The sequence below is a fragment of the Fulvitalea axinellae genome (genome assembly GCF_036492835.1).
Lineage (GTDB): Bacteria > Bacteroidota > Bacteroidia > Cytophagales > Cyclobacteriaceae > Fulvitalea > Fulvitalea axinellae.
In genome coordinates, this window is the sequence record NZ_AP025315.1 from 195,709 (window position 1) to 210,603 (window position 14,895).

A 14,895-nucleotide genomic window follows, 5' to 3' on the forward strand; every position below is an offset into this window, starting at 1 on the left:
TTATTTAGCCCTCAAAAGATTGTCAATAAGATGGATCGTGCCATCTCTGGCCAGTAGGTTACTGTAACGCACATCGTCAATCACCTTTGCGGAGCTGGTTCCTTTCAGGTTGGAGAACTTCAGTAACCCATCTGTATCGGTGCGGGCGTTCATCTGTTCGAAGCTGCTTACTGTGATTTCCTGTTTGGTCTGGAATTCCCCGTCCACCTCGCCGTAACAGTACAGTTCCTGATCAGGGATGATGTAATAGGAAAGATATTTGCGCAATTCGTCCTCATCTTCGGGAATCAGATCCCTGTTGGCTTCAATCACATCGTTTGAAGGAACCAAAACGGTATATGTGTCGGCGGAGGAGAGCAACCCGAAGGACGATCCCTTGATCAAGCCCGCTTTTTCGAGCAGTTTTCTAAATTCGGAATATCCATCCCTAGTCATAAAATAATTATGGACACTATAGCTGGCAGGAAGCAATAAGCCTGACACTTCGTAGAATGTTCCGTTATCACCAGATTCGTCCGAAGCAAGGGAAGTCACAAAAAGTTCTTCGTCAATCTCGAAAACACCTCCTGATTTGATCTTTCCATCCTCAATTTTGATTCGCTGTGTTTCGTTCACAGTTTTCAGGTACTGGGTACTGGTCAAATCGGTGACGTCGATATCGAACAGCATATGGTTATCAAAAATCCTTTGCATATAACTGTCGGATAGGTCTTCGTACTTATCCTTATCGCTGTTGTATTTTTGGAACTTGTTCGCATCTTCGTTGAAGATGATTCCCGCGTCGCGAAAAACCTGATTGTTTGGAGCGAAAACCGTAGACCTCAAACTCTGGGTGTTCATCAGGTTGGTGGCCACCGGGTTTTTGTTCATAATGCGAAGCATATACGTGAACGTGGTGTCCATCGACAATTTGCGCAAAACAGAAGTATAAGCCCTAGGCTCAAGCGTCCGGTTAAGTCCGTAAACTACGGCGTTGTTAAGGAAATCGGTGTAGAAAACATCACCCTTCTCAAGGTTTACCAACTCGTCTCCGCCCGAGGCGAAAAAGCCCAAATCAGAAGGCCGGAGCCATCCCATGGTCAGGTATCTTGAAAATTGAAGATGATTGGCCACAACGGCATGAAGCGCCTCCGAAGGAATTTCCTCAATTGAAGCGTAAGCGCCCGATTGGAAGAAAGTACGGTCCAAGAAATCCTGCAAAGCGTCGTTATGCGGGATAGTGGCGATATTTACCACCATCTCCGTATACCAATGCGAATAGGCGTTATACGGATTCTTGTCGGCCGGCACCCAATCCAGATTCCAGTCATCATAAGTTTTGTAAAACAACGAGTCCTTAACCTCTCCTTTTTGCGCTTCCGTGGCTTTTGAATCGTAAACATAACGGCCGAAACGCCTAAGCAAAGAGTAATACAGACTGAATTCCTCCTTATTGGCCAACAGCATTTCCAAGTTGCCCAAAGGCGGAATAACCCTATCGATTACATGATAATAACCGTTCAAGGCTTTCTGGTTTGGCCGGGTAGAAATAGCGTCGTGCACATTATGCCCCGTAAACTGACTGTTAGGAAACAAAAAGGTATAGTCTTCTTCTTCCTTTAAACCGTTGTTGATGTCGTAATCGAAAATCGGAAGATAATCCGCCTGCCTAGACAGCTTCTTTACCCGTCCCGTTCTCCAATCGTAATCTTCGTACGGCGGGGCGTTGTAGATCGAAATAAATTTAAAATCCCAGGAAGCGCTCTTACCGTAGCCAACATCAGTAGGCTTTGAGGTATACCTACCAGCTCTTAGAAGCTGGTCCCAAGACCAAGCATCCTTAATAATATGGCCTCTTACGATTTTCTTCACTTCTTCTTCTGGCAATTCGCTAATATCCGAAACCCCGTACTCCTTGTCCATAAAGGAAAGGATAGCCTTATCGGTAGGGGGAAAAGCCGTAAAAGTACTTTTCTCAAGATCTTCCCGCATCCCCAAGATATCGATCCCTTTTACGAACTGCTTCAGCTCCGCATCCTTTTCCATTGCGGTTACCAAACGCCCACCAAGGTCACTGGAAATGTCGTAGTGTTTCATATTATCCTCACATCCGTAAAGGATCAGGACAAACAGAACAATCGCACACTTAAAACCGTGTAAATTTAATCTCATACTGTACTTTTTAGTGTGAAAAATATGTATTCCAAAAATTGTATTATCCATACACAACAGCACCACTGAAAAAATCAGGAGCTTGATACCATCAAACTAAAACAGCCGAAGCTTTATCCATCTTATTCCAGAAACTCTAAGGTCGCACCATCATACCATATAACGCTATAACCATTGTCTAACACCCTGCTTCGTAGCTAGTCAAAACAAATCAATCCAACACGAGAACCTAACACCATCCAGCTACGACGTTTGTGAATTGGGGGAAACAAGCGCTTCACCGATAAAAATCATGAAACAAAATTATACTTAACTTGATTCAAAAAAGCCCCCTATTGAATAACTACAAGCAATAAAAACACACTAAGCCACTAAGAATTATACCGCCCCCTTTCAATTTAAAAATATCCCCTCCCTATATGCGGGGGTCATTAAGTCAAGGGACGAAAGCAAACACAAGGGAGTCATTCAACCCACATTCAACAAGACAAGATTGTCTCACACCCCCTATACGAAATCTCTGAAACCTAAACTTAAGGAGCCCATAACGGTGTAGCATCGTTACACATGATAGGCACCGCATCTAATTCGTTAAAAAATATCATTCGAAAATCATCGGGCCAACACATTTTCTCAAAACCCATTAACAGGACAAAATAAAGCTATACTATAGAAAAATATAAAAAATAGCATATATAGCGAAACACAGAGGTCTGCATTAGAACCCAAAACTATTGCCGGCATTCCTATTCATAACCATAAAAAGGAGCATCTCTACCAGCCCAAGTATCGGCTCCTACCAGCGGTTCGCCAAGCATTCGGAGATAGGTGAAAAGCTGGGTTTTGTAACCAGTCAAAAACTTCAAGGTGATTTCCAATAACGCCTCGTTCAGCGGTTTCTTATCCAGCAACGGGTGCCAAGCCTCTTGCTCGTATTGGCTTTCTTTCAGGTTTTCGAAAAAAAGGAAAAGCGCTTCTTTTTGAGCTATACTCGCTTTTTCAAAATCCGTTTCGAGATTCATTTCAAACGCCCTCTTTTTCATCTCGTAATAACGGTTATGGCTTTTGGTTTTAAAATCGTTATCGCGCAAAGCTTCGGCAGTATAAATCCCTATAAAAGAAAGTGTCCGCAACACTTCACCTACAGACCACATGCTTTGCTCTGGCCTGAATCCATAATGTTTGGCGGGCGTTTTGGCGTAAAGCCACTCTACAGTGTCCAGTTCATGTATAATTGAATCCCTTAATTCTGTCTTGCTGATCATTCCTTTTGTCGTTTGGGGTTTGCAACCGCAAGGTAATATTATAAAGGAAAAGCGTATGAATGGATCCAATTTATAATTCCGCAAAAGGAAGATGAAACGAAACCGTTAACTCAAAAGTGGAAAAATCGAAACGATGCTTCTTCCCGAACGCTTTTCCGTCTTTCTTTAGCGAGCTCATCGTATTTTCATCAATCCGGAAAGTGACAGGCCGAAAAACGTAATTCGCCGAAACGCTAAGCCATTCGTAAAAATAAAACTCCATACCCGCTCCCAAAGCGAATCCGTGTCTGCGCATCAAGGTTTCCGAATCGCGGTTGTCATCACAATCATTGTCGCATTCGCAAAAATATAACGGAACATCATCCACATCCCAAAAGTAACAGTCCTCGTCCCTGTCAGGAACCAAAGCGTTATAAGCCCATAAAAAAGAACCTTTGGTCGAAAGAAACAACTTGGTTCCCTCATAGAATGTATTTTCCAAGACTTTGACTTTCATCGAAAGTTCGGGACCGTATAGCAATACTTCTTCCGTCAGGTTATCGCCTTTGCTCTTCCAAAAAGAATTGAGAACAAAGCCCGGCGCGATGTAAAGCTTCTCATTTGCCGGCAACGTGGCGCCGAGTCGGGTGCCTAAGCCTCCCCAAAACACTTCCTGAGGTATTCCTTGATCAAGCGCGGCTCCCCGGATATCCAAATCGATACTCCCTCCTCTCAGAAACCCTTGGGAATAACCCGAATGACATAAAATTGCGCCGAGTAAAAATGTAAAAAGTACGAATCTCATAAGTCAATATTTCATGTGGCAAAACAATGGCGTTCTGACTGTTTGACAATAAATCTGGACAAAAAGGTTGCATACTCAACTTTAGTTTTTTCTATTCCATTTGAAAAAATTTCAACCAGTAATAGATTTTTTAAATAACCCGGGCTCATACTATTCAACCTCCAAACTTCAGGTTCTCGAATCAACCCTAACTTTTTTACTTTGTGGGTAAAATAATGTATTATCATCCTTCGTTTTTTCACGAAAAGCAACGCAGAAGGGGCACTTCTAAACTTGTGTCCCTTTTTCTTCCCAAAAACATAACCGTTTGCCATCTTCATACGTACCCCTAATTCTGACCTTACGGATAATAGTTTCTATATGAAAAAACACATACTATCAAGCCTGCTTCTGCTGGTTAGCATAATGCCGATCTTCGCCCAAAAAACGGGGACGATAGCCAAAAACGGCATGGTATCCACGGCACACCCGGTAGCATCGCGGGTAGGGCTGGATATTCTAAAAAAAGGCGGAAACGCCTTTGACGCGGCCGTAGCCGTAAAATTCGCTTTGGCTGTTGTCTACCCTAGAGCCGGCAATATCTCAGGCGGCGGATTTCTGGTTTACAGAACGGCCTCCGGCGAAAACGGGTCTTTGGATTTTCGCGAAAGGGCACCATTATCGGCCAGCCGTGATATGTATCTGGACAAAAACGGAAACGTAATCAAAAACCTGAGTTTAAAAGGAGCTTTGGCCGTGGGCGTGCCCGGCACAGTGGACGGCATGTACGAATTGTGGTCAAAAAAAGGAAAACTTCCGTGGAAAGCACTTATCCAACCGTCCGTTGATCTGGCCCAGAATGGATTCGAACTGACTAAAGCCGAAGCTGATAAGCTTAACATTTATCAGGACGTACTTAAAGAAATGAACGGAGCGCCAAACCCGTATATAAGCCCAGCGGGCAAATGGAAAAAGGGTGACCGTATCATAAATAAATCGCTGGCAAATACGCTTACGGCCGTTCGTGACAATGGCAGGGCCGGATTCTATGAGGGAAAAGTAGCGGACGACTTAGTAAATACCATACAGAAAAACGGCGGGATACTTTCGCATAAAGATCTTCGGGAATATAAATCCATCTGGCGTGGCACCATCTCCGCTGACTATAGAGGATACACAATACACTCCATGCCTCCGCCGTCCAGTGGCGGTATAGCCTTGGCTCAGCTTTTCACCGGTTCGGAAATGATGAACCTTTCGGATTACAAACACAATTCCCCGGACGCCATCCACTTGATGACCGAATTGGAACGCCGTGTTTACGCTGACAGGGCTACACACTTGGGCGATCCCGATTTTTATGATGTTCCGCAAGCAATGTTGTTGGACCGGGAATATCTCAGAAAAAGATTCTCCGATATTCGGATGGATAAAAAAACCGACTCGCAGAGAATTAAGCCCGGCAAAGTCAACCGTATCGAAAGTTTGGAAACTACCCACCTATCGATTGTGGACAAAGACGGCAACGCGGCCTCGATTACCACCAGCCTTAACGGCAACTATGGCTCTAAGCTGATGGCCAAAGAAGGCGGATACCTTCTTAACAACGTAATGGACGACTTTAGCTCCAAGCCCGGCACTCCGAACCAGTTCGGTTTAGTCGGTGCGGAGGCAAATGCCATAGCACCGGGCAAACGCATGCTCAGCAGCATGTCCCCTTCGATAGTCGAGAAAGACGGCAAACTGTTTATGGTAGTCGGCACACCCGGAGGTTCTACGATTATCACCAGTGTCTATCAAACCATCCTCAACATAATTGACCACGGGATGAGCATGCGGGAAGCGGTGGACGCTAAAAAGTTCCATTCGCAATGGTTGCCAGACGTTATCGTAATGGAAGAAAAAAGTTTCTCGTCAGAGACTTTGGATTCTCTGCGAAAGCGGGGGCACAAGCTGAAATTCGCCAGCCAACTCGGTCGTATGGACTGTGTTTTGGTACGACCGGACGGTTCGCTTGAGGGCGCCTCCGACACCAACCGTTCCGACGGTCAGGCTTTAGGCTATTGACATTGGTAAGGTGAAGCGTAAAAGAGGCTGATTGAAATTGACTCATCCATTTCTGGCCAAATAAGAAGTTGATTCTATTTTGATAATGGCCCATTTTACGCTTCATTCTTTTACTTGGCACAATTCTCACATAGGCCAAAACACATCCGGCCCTTCCGCTCCTCTGGGATTATCATCTGTTTTTTTATCTGTGGGCAAGCGCAACTCCGCTCCCCGGTCATAGGTAGGTTCACCTCCGGTTTTCAGCTCCTCGCCTCTTCCTATATCGGCTTTAAGCTTAGCGCGTGGCGCGCCCGGCACTACTTTATATGAATACTGGGCTTCCTCTCCTTTTAGGCCCGGAGTAAGATTTTCCAGTAACACCATGTCATCATCGCAGTAAGGCTTTACTTCCATATTTCTGTGCGGATGAAAAAAGTCCAAATCCCGTTCGCCGAATTCTTTTCGGGTCATCCGAATCGCCTCATCCATAGTCATCGGCCTTTTTTCCAGCATTGTTGCCAAAGCCGACGCACGCTTGCTCATAAATGTTCTGGATTCCCTGCCCCGCTTTTCTTGGTAAGCTTCATAATGCTCGATCCACTCCAACACATGCAGGGAAAGGCTCCCTTCTTCGCCCACCAGTTCCCTATAAAGCTTATTCATAAGCCTGAGATTGTCCTTGTCAACCTTTTCGCCATCGGGCGTCAAGTTGTTTTTCCTCTTCAATCCATTATCCAACGTCGTTTCCAACTCCTGTAACTTTCGTATCTGACCATAATCCGGCCGTTCGAAATGCCGGCGCCAGCCTCTTTTCCTCTCTATCATCTTGGCTACCCTGCCATAAAAACGGTATACACTGGCCAGCATATCTTCGTCCATCTCCCAAACCTGAAAAAAGCTTGTGCCTTCGCTCCACCCCACTCCGGGCGCCAACGGCTCCGTCATCCGCATAACGTCAGTCCCAAAATATTCGGGATGGGCTTCCGCCACGGCTACCAAAGCTTTTGCGGTGCGATCAAAACCTTCTTTCGAAACCACATCCACCGTGAAAGTATCCGTTCGCCGATGCGCCCTGTTGACCGGAACAATATTAATCGTGTCGATATAAGACGTTTCCATCTCGCTTTCCGGACTAATCAGCTTGGCCAAGACATCCAATACTTGTGGCATTGCGAAAGCTTGAACGTTCAACACAAAATTATAGGACTGGGGAGAAGCAGGCGCTTCCAAAGTCGGGCGTCGGCCGGGCAACATCTCCGACATATCAAGGCTAGTGCCCGAAGGTGGCATTACTGCCCCGCTTTTTTTTCTCCATGCCGAAATCCGGATCATATTCCGTCGGTATTCCCTGGTCTCATGCAGGTTTGCCAACTTTTCAGAACCGAAGTAAATGGTGTCCGCACCTTCTTTCTCCAAATAAGCGTAAGTCCCGGGCATCTTGTCACGCATAACCCGGGTCATGGCCTTTACAGTAGAGGCCTCATCCGCTTCCCCTAGCTTGGGCTTTTCATCTTTTGGATAAACGGCCATGGCAAAAAAACTGTCCAAGACGTTCCATCCTCGTTCTTTCCAAGGCCAAGTGTCCCCTTCCCGAGCCCAGTTTTTATCCACCAATTCCACTAGGTCTTTGAAGCTATCGGAAGGAGTTTCTTTATCCAGAAGTTCGGAACGGACCCAGCACTCCTCCATCGTCCCCATAAGGTGGCACTGAGTCCACTCTTCGGCGAATTCTCCCGAGTCGTTTTGACTGTCGTTTGAAGGCCCGGCATCGTCAGGTTCTTCGATAAGGATCAGCTCTCCGGAGTGTAAAGGAAGATACGAAACCATCTTCTTTACTCCGAATTCGGTGATGTAAGCGAAACTGTCGCGCTTCATCCGCGCCGGGAGCAACATAGCCTGAACAACCTGCTCCTTCCTTCTTGGAAAACCCGCCACCGACCGCTCTCCACTACGGCCCGAGACCCTTCTTGCGCTTACGTTTCTGGATTTTGGCGAGAACATTTTCGGTTAGCTTCAGGTAAGTATGCGGGACACCGAACCCACTATCCGCCTTACTTGCGACGCATAACAACAGCGATAAAAACCGTTCCGAAACGGAAAATCCTTAGTGTCGCGTACAAAACCGGTCTTTATTTTGAACCTATGCTTTTCCAAAGCGTCCGTATGTTTGAGCGAGAACCATTCCGTAAAAAAACCGAAAGGAGATCCGTAGCCGGAACGGAAAGTGTCGCTAAGCTTCCGCCCGCAACAGATTTTCCGCCGATTCAATGCGCCATGCTGGAAATGCCCCAGGAGGAATGGTACGGTAACCGCTTCGCCACGCCTGATCGCAAAAGGCGCTTTCTGCGCACCAACCTCCGCCGGGCAATCCTTGTGCCCGCTTCGGGAACCTACCCTCACCTGACCATAGACATTGACGACGTAAACCACAAACAAAAACGCCGTACTGTCACTCTGCATATCAGCCGTATGCATTATTCCAAATCAAAAACGGCAGAGCGAATTTTCTATGCGGAAGACCCGAAAACGGGGGCCTTTGTCACTGAACAAAACTCACCCGAAGCCGAACACGCCACCCAAGAAGCCAACGCTTGGTTGCGCAAAGCGAAAATAGGTTTTGTATTGCAAACGGAAGCGTCCATCCCCGCATTGCCGGGTACGCCCAAGGTACGAGTGTCCGCCGTAACTGACACTGATCTGCCAAAAACGGATTCAACTTCCTCTTTGCCTCTGGAAGAAGGGCTAAAACTCCTGACCGTAAGCGATTCCGGTTCGGGGTCCTCCATCAGCCTTTCCCCCGAACCTTCGCCGTCAATGGCAAAAAAGAGAAAGAAACGGAAAAAGAAACCGGACCGGGCCGCTTTGAGAGATTTCTTCGACGAACAGGAGCTTGAGGAAAACATCAAGTTCGGGAACCTGATGGAGCGTTACGGCGTGGAAGACCTTTCCCAACTGCCTGACGGGCCCTTCGATTATTTTTTAGAGATGGAAACGCTGATCGTAAGGCATATTTCCGAAAAAATCACCGCACTGTTCCAAAAGTCCAGAACCGTTGGAAAAGGCTATTCCGCCGAAACGCTCCGACAAAAACTGGGGGACAAGGCAAAAGGCAAAAAGCTTCCGCCAGACCAATTCGCCAAAAGTTTAACGGACCGGATGGCGACACCCGTCATTCCCAACTTTTCGGAATACCGCATGAGTGACCTGATTCCCGACAGTATCCGCACAGCGGGCGAGCCTACTCCCGAACAACGAGACTTGTTCCTATACGCCCTGCGCGTTATGGCCAATGTCTACAGTATCCTTCTTATGCACCACCGCGCCCACGAAATACACGACAACACCAAAACGCTTTCGGCGCATTTTACACATTCGGCCAGTAAGCTTTCAAGCGTATTTTTCCTGAAAATGTCGGCGAATTTTTGCCCGAAAATAGACTTGAGTTGGGACGGTTCCGAAACTTATAGCGTTACCTCTCTTATGGAAAATCCGAAATCCATCGACGCTGAAGCTTATAGGTTGGAAGAACATTGGGACACGGTCACTTCCGACGTAAAAGAAGTTTTCGACGAAATGACATGGGCCATAAACGCCATGTATTCCCTTCCGCCCGAGGCTATAAGCGAATTGGACAGGCAAGCCGGCTCTATCAGTATTTCCACCCAAGAAGAAGTAACCGCCGCCGTAGCCGATAAAGGCACTCCGAAAGAAGCTAAAATGGAACGGTTCACCATTGAGCTCAACAAACAAATAAGCATGCTCAGGCAGGCTCTTGAAAGAACCGGCCCCCAAGCCACCACGTAGCCATTTACATTATTACTTCCATTCAGACTTTAAATGCGGAAACGAGCGCTTGAGTTTCTTTTTCGTTTGTTCCAGCATAAAGGAATTTCCCTGTTTAAGATAAAAATCACGCTCGAATATAAACTGCGCCTTCTCCATGTCTTTATGGGGAAAATTTCCAACCTCTGTCGCTTCAAAATAGAGTTTGTAACTCGCTTGCATCAATTTCTCGCTTATTCTCCAATGTGGACTTCGCAAAACCTTTCTGGCTATTTCAAGCACAAATTCGAAAAGCTTCTGCTCGTCCCTGTTACCCGTAGGCACATATTCTTGCTCCAACAACAAAAGCGTGTCAATATACAAGGGATGATTCCTGTATTCATTATCCAATAACACAACCAATGCTTTCTCATCCCGGGTACGGATTCTCTTTTCCTCCTCTTGCGCCACCAATTTATTAGCGTCGCTTTTTTCCTTCAGCAAATTCCAGCCATAACGAGCCAATACAAAACCGCCAATGGCGAGAAACACATAAACGTTAAAGTGTTTCGGAAAAACAAGATAGACTCCGTAAGCCGCCACAAAAATCCCCGAAAACAAAATCAAAAAACGAATCGTATGCCCTTTAGGCCCTTTCCTCAACTCTTCCATTCCCTAAAAATTCCTAATAGTCATCAATAAAAAACTCAATTACAAGATTTGGAAAAGAATGGGAATATGCAAGATATAACCCGAGAGTTTACCCGAATCCAAGGTTATCATACACAGAGAATGGGAGGCCTTGGGAAGTGTCGCCAACTAGTTTGAAAGGCATCTTCTCGAAGAAAAAAATAGGCTTTTGAGTTATTCGTAAAACACATAATCGATAATCTCATATTATGCTATGAATCAAAATTTTATCTCTTTCTTACGGGTTCCGAGAAATCTATAAACTTCGGAGAGAAATGTATAAATGAGTGTAATCGAATTCGCCCACCTTTGTAATATCGAAAACAAAAATAAACGCTATGTCAAAGACAGTAATCATCACCGGCGCTTCTACCGGATTCGGTAAAGTGACAGCCAAAAAATTCCAGGCCGAAGGTTGGAACGTAGTGGCCACCATGCGTAGCCCTGAAAAAGAAACGGAGCTAAACCAACTGGACAATGTCCTGGTTTGCAAGATGGACGTAACAGAGGAAGCCAGCGTACACCAAGCCTTGGCTTTGGCCACCGAAAAGTTCGGAAGCGTTGACGCGTTGGTCAACAACGCCGGTTACGGAGCATTGGGCGTTTTGGAAGGCGCCAGCGAAGAAGCCGTCCGCAGGCAGTTTGAAGTAAACGTATTCGGACTGATAAAGGTGACTCAAGCCACCATTCCTATTATGCGCGAGCAAGGTTCGGGCGTTATCGTAAACATATCATCCGTCGGCGGTCGTTTGGCCTTCCCTTACTTCTCTCTTTATCATTCCTCGAAGTTCGCAGTCGAAGGGCTTACCGAATCGCTACAATACGAACTGAATCCGTTGGGAATAAAGATGAAAATTGTGGAACCGGGCGCTTACAAAACCGATTTCGCCACCCGCTCGCTGGATATTTACGGAAAAGGACCCGAAGCCTACCATCAGGCCTTCGATGAGTTTATGGCCTTTATGTCCAACCTGAACTCAAGCCAGAACATCTCGGAAGTGGCGGACGCCATATTCAAGGCTTCGACGGACGACAGCGACCAACTGCGGTACGTTGTTGGCGCAGATGCGGAACAATATATCGAAACAGCCAAAGAACTTGGTACCGAAGGATTCATAAAAATGATCCGTGACCGGATGAAGGGCTAACCCAAACCGATAGCCATAAACCGAAAATAATGCGCTCGGTTTGTGGCTATCGTTTTTCTTTACGATAATACGTTTGGGCTTCCCATAAAACAGCCCACACGAAAACGCCTAACCATCCGTTATCCGGAGAAGGACCCTAATAAGGAAAACCGCAAATTAAAATGGCCCATAAGAACCTTTTGAGCATAACTAGCCTGTCGGAACTCAACGACTTATTGGGCTGTCCCAAACCCAAACACCCGTTGGTCAACTTGATACGTATTCAGGATTTTAAGGATTGTGCTTTTCCGGTTAACACTTCGGTGAATTTGGCTTTTTATTGCGTATCGCTGAAAAAATGTACGGGCAGATTAGCCTATGGCAGAAGCTATTATGATTTCTCCGAAGGCACATTGACATTTTTCGCGCCCAACCAGACCATTTCCCTGCAGAATAGCGCAACGCAGGCAGAAGGCTGGATGCTTTGTTTTCATCCCGATTTGGTATATAATTCCCCCTTTGCAAAGAAACTGGACAGTTACCGTTTCTTCGATTACGATTCAAACGAAGCCTTACACGTTTCGGACGATGAGAAAAGAATTATTGAGGCGTCTTTTAAAAACATCAAACGCGAATACAGCCAAAACATAGACCAACACACCGGCGAACTGATTCTGAGCAACATCGAACTGTTGCTCAACTACTGCAACAGGTTTTACGACCGACAATTCCTAACCCGGAAAAAGGTGAATTCCGATACTGTGGCCAAGTTCGAAAATCTACTTAAAACATATTTCTCGCAAAAAGACCTGATAGAAAAAGGCTTGCCTTCGGTTAAACACTTTGCCGACGAATTAAGCTTTTCGCCAAACTACCTTTCCGATTTACTGACTCGGTACACCGGAAAGTCCACACAGGAACACATCCATCTGCAACTAATCGAAAGAGCGAAATCGGAGCTCTTGGGAAGTGACAAGACAATCGGTGAAATCGCTTATGATCTTGGCTTCGAATACCCTTCGCACTTCACTAAGATATTCAAACACAAAACCGGCGTTTCCCCTAGCCGTTACCGAACCATTCGGGAAATGTAAGCAGGCTATTAGAACAACCTGTGCGTATTGATCATATTAATGAACTTTTCGCGTTGCCCTTTGCTTATTGTCAGCCTGTTCTCACCTACAAACACTTCGTTTCCTTTTACCTTATCCACCTTCTCCACATTCACAATAAAGGAGCGGTGAATGCGCTGAAAAGAGTTTGAGGGGAGAATTTCCTCCAACCGGCTCAACGATTGCAAAGTAATCACCGACTGCGTCTTTGTCACTATTTTCACATATTCCCGCAAGCTCTCGATATACAGGATTTCTTTCAGCACTACCTTAATAATGTTTTTGTCCGATTTCACAAAGAAGTACTCGGCGCCATTCGGACTTAACGGTTCGGCTTCTTTTCTTTCCGCAGTTCGCTTGTCATCGTTTCTGAAACATTCGGGAGCAATAATCTCCAACGCCTTATATATCGCCTTAAAAAAACGGTCAAACTCTACCGGCTTTAACAGGTAATCCACCACGTCGAGCTCGTAGCTCTCCACCGCATAGCTGGAATACGCCGTGATCAGAATCGTCACCGGCGGATTGCGCAACATCCTTAGAAAATCGATTCCCGTAAGGTTGGGCATCTCAATGTCAAGCAAAAGCAGATCGACCTGTTCGCGGTCAATCACCTCTTTCGCCTCGATAATATTCGAGCACTCGCCCACAATTTCAAGAGCCGGGATCTTTCTGATATACGCTCCGACAAGTTCTCTCGAAAGCTTCTCATCGTCTACCAACAGGCATTTTATCTTACGCTGTTCCATCACATTAGCTTTATGCTTAGGCTTACTTTAAACTCCCCGTTTTTCGTATCGATTTGCAACGAGTGTTTATTCGGATAATTCAATTCCAACTGGCGTTTTGAATTCACAATGCCTTCGCCCGTTTCCCTTTCCAAACCGGCGCGGGCCCCATTTCCGCAAGTATTCGCAACCGTAAAAATCAGTTCCTCTTCTTCGACAAAACCCGAAACGCTGATCCATCCCTTGGGATTGGAATCCAAATCAGAGTGTTTAAAAGCGTTTTCCACGAAATTGATCAAAACCAATGGAGCGATTTGGCAGGACGACCTTACATCCTCGAAATAAACGTCCACATTCCACTCGTTTCGTCTTTCGATCAATTGCATTTCCACATATTGGCTTATAAACCAAAAATCTTTTGACAGCGGAACTCTGGTTTTGTCGCATTCCGTCAACATATAACGCATAAGATTAGACAGCTTCGTAACGGTAGTCGCCGCCATCGGATCGTTTTGGAAGGCCAACGAATAAATGTTGTTCAACGCGTTGAATAAGAAGTGCGGATTGATTCTCGCCTTTAGGAACTGCAGTTCGTGTTTCAGTCTTTCTTTCTCCAAAATCAGCATTTGCTTCTCCATAGTCCGGGCTTCCATTGCGTTTACCAAGTGAATGGCGTAAACGAAAAAGAATGTCCACATCGGGCCCAACATCCAAGCGTCAAAACCCTGCAACCGTTCGAGGTCATAACCCGGAAGCAACGGGTTCAATTCCAACCATAAAAAAAGCACAAAGGTGATCACATAAACTGGGAATATGATATGGGACCTCTTCTTCTTGAAACGAAGTATGGTAAAGTACGCTCCATAAAAACAGACTAATTGAACCAATATAAAATAGGTGGACAACGAAAGTCCCCGAGCTACGCCGTAAGCCAGCACCGTGTCCCTTACCGAGAATGTCCCTGTAACCAACCATAATATTAAGTGGTAAAAGACATCTCTTCTCTTTTGAATAAATTCCCGCATTTGCCGTGATTTTCCGCTAATGAAGTAATCTCTTTTCACTATTTCCAATAATTTCTACCAATCGATGTAATTCATAAGCGAGCGCCCCATTATTCCCTACGAATGGAAAATCAACACTTAAAAACACGCTCCATTGCATTTTAAGGCGCATTCGCCACGAGATTCCCGTTGGCCGTAGATTTTTTTTGACTTCGCTTCACAACACCTTGATATTCGGCCCCAT

General features: G+C 45.8%; 11 protein-coding genes. 4 read left to right on the top strand and 7 right to left on the bottom strand.

The window, feature by feature from the left end:
* The 3 genes from AABK39_RS19630 to AABK39_RS19640 form a co-directional block, all read right to left on the bottom strand.
* A complete protein-coding gene (locus AABK39_RS19630) occupies window positions 1–2,151 on the bottom strand; it encodes a fasciclin domain-containing protein (RefSeq protein ID WP_338395008.1) in 2,151 nt (716 codons plus the stop codon).
* A gap of 746 nt (window positions 2,152–2,897) precedes the next feature.
* Window positions 2,898–3,416 carry a hypothetical protein gene (locus tag AABK39_RS19635; protein WP_338395009.1) on the bottom strand — a complete coding sequence of 173 codons (519 nt, stop codon included), beginning with the start codon at window positions 3,414–3,416 and terminating at the stop codon, window positions 2,898–2,900.
* A gap of 70 nt (window positions 3,417–3,486) precedes the next feature.
* Window positions 3,487–4,200: a hypothetical protein gene (locus AABK39_RS19640; protein WP_338395010.1), complete on the bottom strand. Its 714-nt coding sequence runs from the start codon at window positions 4,198–4,200 to the stop codon at window positions 3,487–3,489.
* A 360-nt stretch (window positions 4,201–4,560) separates the two neighbouring features.
* Between AABK39_RS19640 and ggt the strand changes: the two genes are divergently transcribed.
* Window positions 4,561–6,246 carry a gamma-glutamyltransferase gene (gene ggt / locus AABK39_RS19645; protein ID WP_338395011.1) on the top strand — a complete coding sequence of 562 codons (1,686 nt, stop codon included), beginning with the start codon at window positions 4,561–4,563 and terminating at the stop codon, window positions 6,244–6,246.
* Between the two features lie 126 nt (window positions 6,247–6,372).
* On the opposite strand, the gene AABK39_RS19650 is transcribed toward ggt, so the two are convergent.
* The gene (locus AABK39_RS19650) at window positions 6,373–8,229 is read right to left on the bottom strand and encodes a hypothetical protein (RefSeq protein ID WP_338395012.1); all 1,857 of its coding nucleotides are present in this window, start codon (window positions 8,227–8,229) and stop codon (window positions 6,373–6,375) included.
* A 162-nt stretch (window positions 8,230–8,391) separates the two neighbouring features.
* On the opposite strand from AABK39_RS19650, the gene AABK39_RS19655 reads away from it, so the two are divergent.
* Window positions 8,392–10,032, top strand: coding sequence for a hypothetical protein (locus tag AABK39_RS19655; protein ID WP_338395013.1), 1,641 nt, complete (start codon window positions 8,392–8,394; stop codon window positions 10,030–10,032).
* 12 nt (window positions 10,033–10,044) lie between these two features.
* Here AABK39_RS19655 and AABK39_RS19660 read toward each other — a convergent pair whose 3' ends face one another.
* A complete protein-coding gene (locus tag AABK39_RS19660) occupies window positions 10,045–10,662 on the bottom strand; it encodes a hypothetical protein (RefSeq protein ID WP_338395014.1) in 618 nt (205 codons plus the stop codon).
* A 356-nt stretch (window positions 10,663–11,018) separates the two neighbouring features.
* Here AABK39_RS19660 and AABK39_RS19665 point away from each other — a divergent pair, with 356 nt between their 5' ends.
* Entirely contained in the window at window positions 11,019–11,828 is an 810-nt protein-coding gene (locus AABK39_RS19665) for an SDR family oxidoreductase (protein WP_338395015.1), read from the top strand.
* A gap of 161 nt (window positions 11,829–11,989) precedes the next feature.
* Window positions 11,990–12,901 carry a helix-turn-helix domain-containing protein gene (locus AABK39_RS19670; protein ID WP_338395016.1) on the top strand — a complete coding sequence of 304 codons (912 nt, stop codon included), beginning with the start codon at window positions 11,990–11,992 and terminating at the stop codon, window positions 12,899–12,901.
* Window positions 12,902–12,909: 8 nt separating this feature from the next.
* Here AABK39_RS19670 and AABK39_RS19675 read toward each other — a convergent pair whose 3' ends face one another.
* On the bottom strand, window positions 12,910–13,668 hold the full coding sequence (locus AABK39_RS19675) for a LytR/AlgR family response regulator transcription factor (protein WP_338395017.1): 759 nt from the start codon (window positions 13,666–13,668) through the stop codon (window positions 12,910–12,912).
* Window positions 13,668–14,672: a sensor histidine kinase gene (locus tag AABK39_RS19680; protein ID WP_338395018.1), complete on the bottom strand. Its 1,005-nt coding sequence runs from the start codon at window positions 14,670–14,672 to the stop codon at window positions 13,668–13,670. Before AABK39_RS19680 ends, AABK39_RS19675 begins: the two co-directional genes overlap by 1 nt.
* Between the last annotated feature and the right edge of the window lie 223 nt (window positions 14,673–14,895).

Coding starts and splice junctions, on each gene's coding strand:
- ggt (WP_338395011.1), top strand. CDS start 4,561: ATGAAAAAACACATACTATCAAGCCTGCTTCTGCTGGTTAGCATAATG.
- AABK39_RS19660 (WP_338395014.1), bottom strand. CDS start 10,662: ATGGAAGAGTTGAGGAAAGGGCCTAAAGGGCATACGATTCGTTTTTTG.
- AABK39_RS19640 (WP_338395010.1), bottom strand. CDS start 4,200: ATGAGATTCGTACTTTTTACATTTTTACTCGGCGCAATTTTATGTCAT.
- AABK39_RS19630 (WP_338395008.1), bottom strand. CDS start 2,151: ATGAGATTAAATTTACACGGTTTTAAGTGTGCGATTGTTCTGTTTGTC.
- AABK39_RS19635 (WP_338395009.1), bottom strand. CDS start 3,416: ATGATCAGCAAGACAGAATTAAGGGATTCAATTATACATGAACTGGAC.
- AABK39_RS19675 (WP_338395017.1), bottom strand. CDS start 13,668: ATGGAACAGCGTAAGATAAAATGCCTGTTGGTAGACGATGAGAAGCTT.
- AABK39_RS19650 (WP_338395012.1), bottom strand. CDS start 8,229: ATGTTCTCGCCAAAATCCAGAAACGTAAGCGCAAGAAGGGTCTCGGGC.
- AABK39_RS19665 (WP_338395015.1), top strand. CDS start 11,019: ATGTCAAAGACAGTAATCATCACCGGCGCTTCTACCGGATTCGGTAAA.
- AABK39_RS19670 (WP_338395016.1), top strand. CDS start 11,990: ATGGCCCATAAGAACCTTTTGAGCATAACTAGCCTGTCGGAACTCAAC.
- AABK39_RS19655 (WP_338395013.1), top strand. CDS start 8,392: ATGTTTGAGCGAGAACCATTCCGTAAAAAAACCGAAAGGAGATCCGTA.
- AABK39_RS19680 (WP_338395018.1), bottom strand. CDS start 14,672: ATGCGGGAATTTATTCAAAAGAGAAGAGATGTCTTTTACCACTTAATA.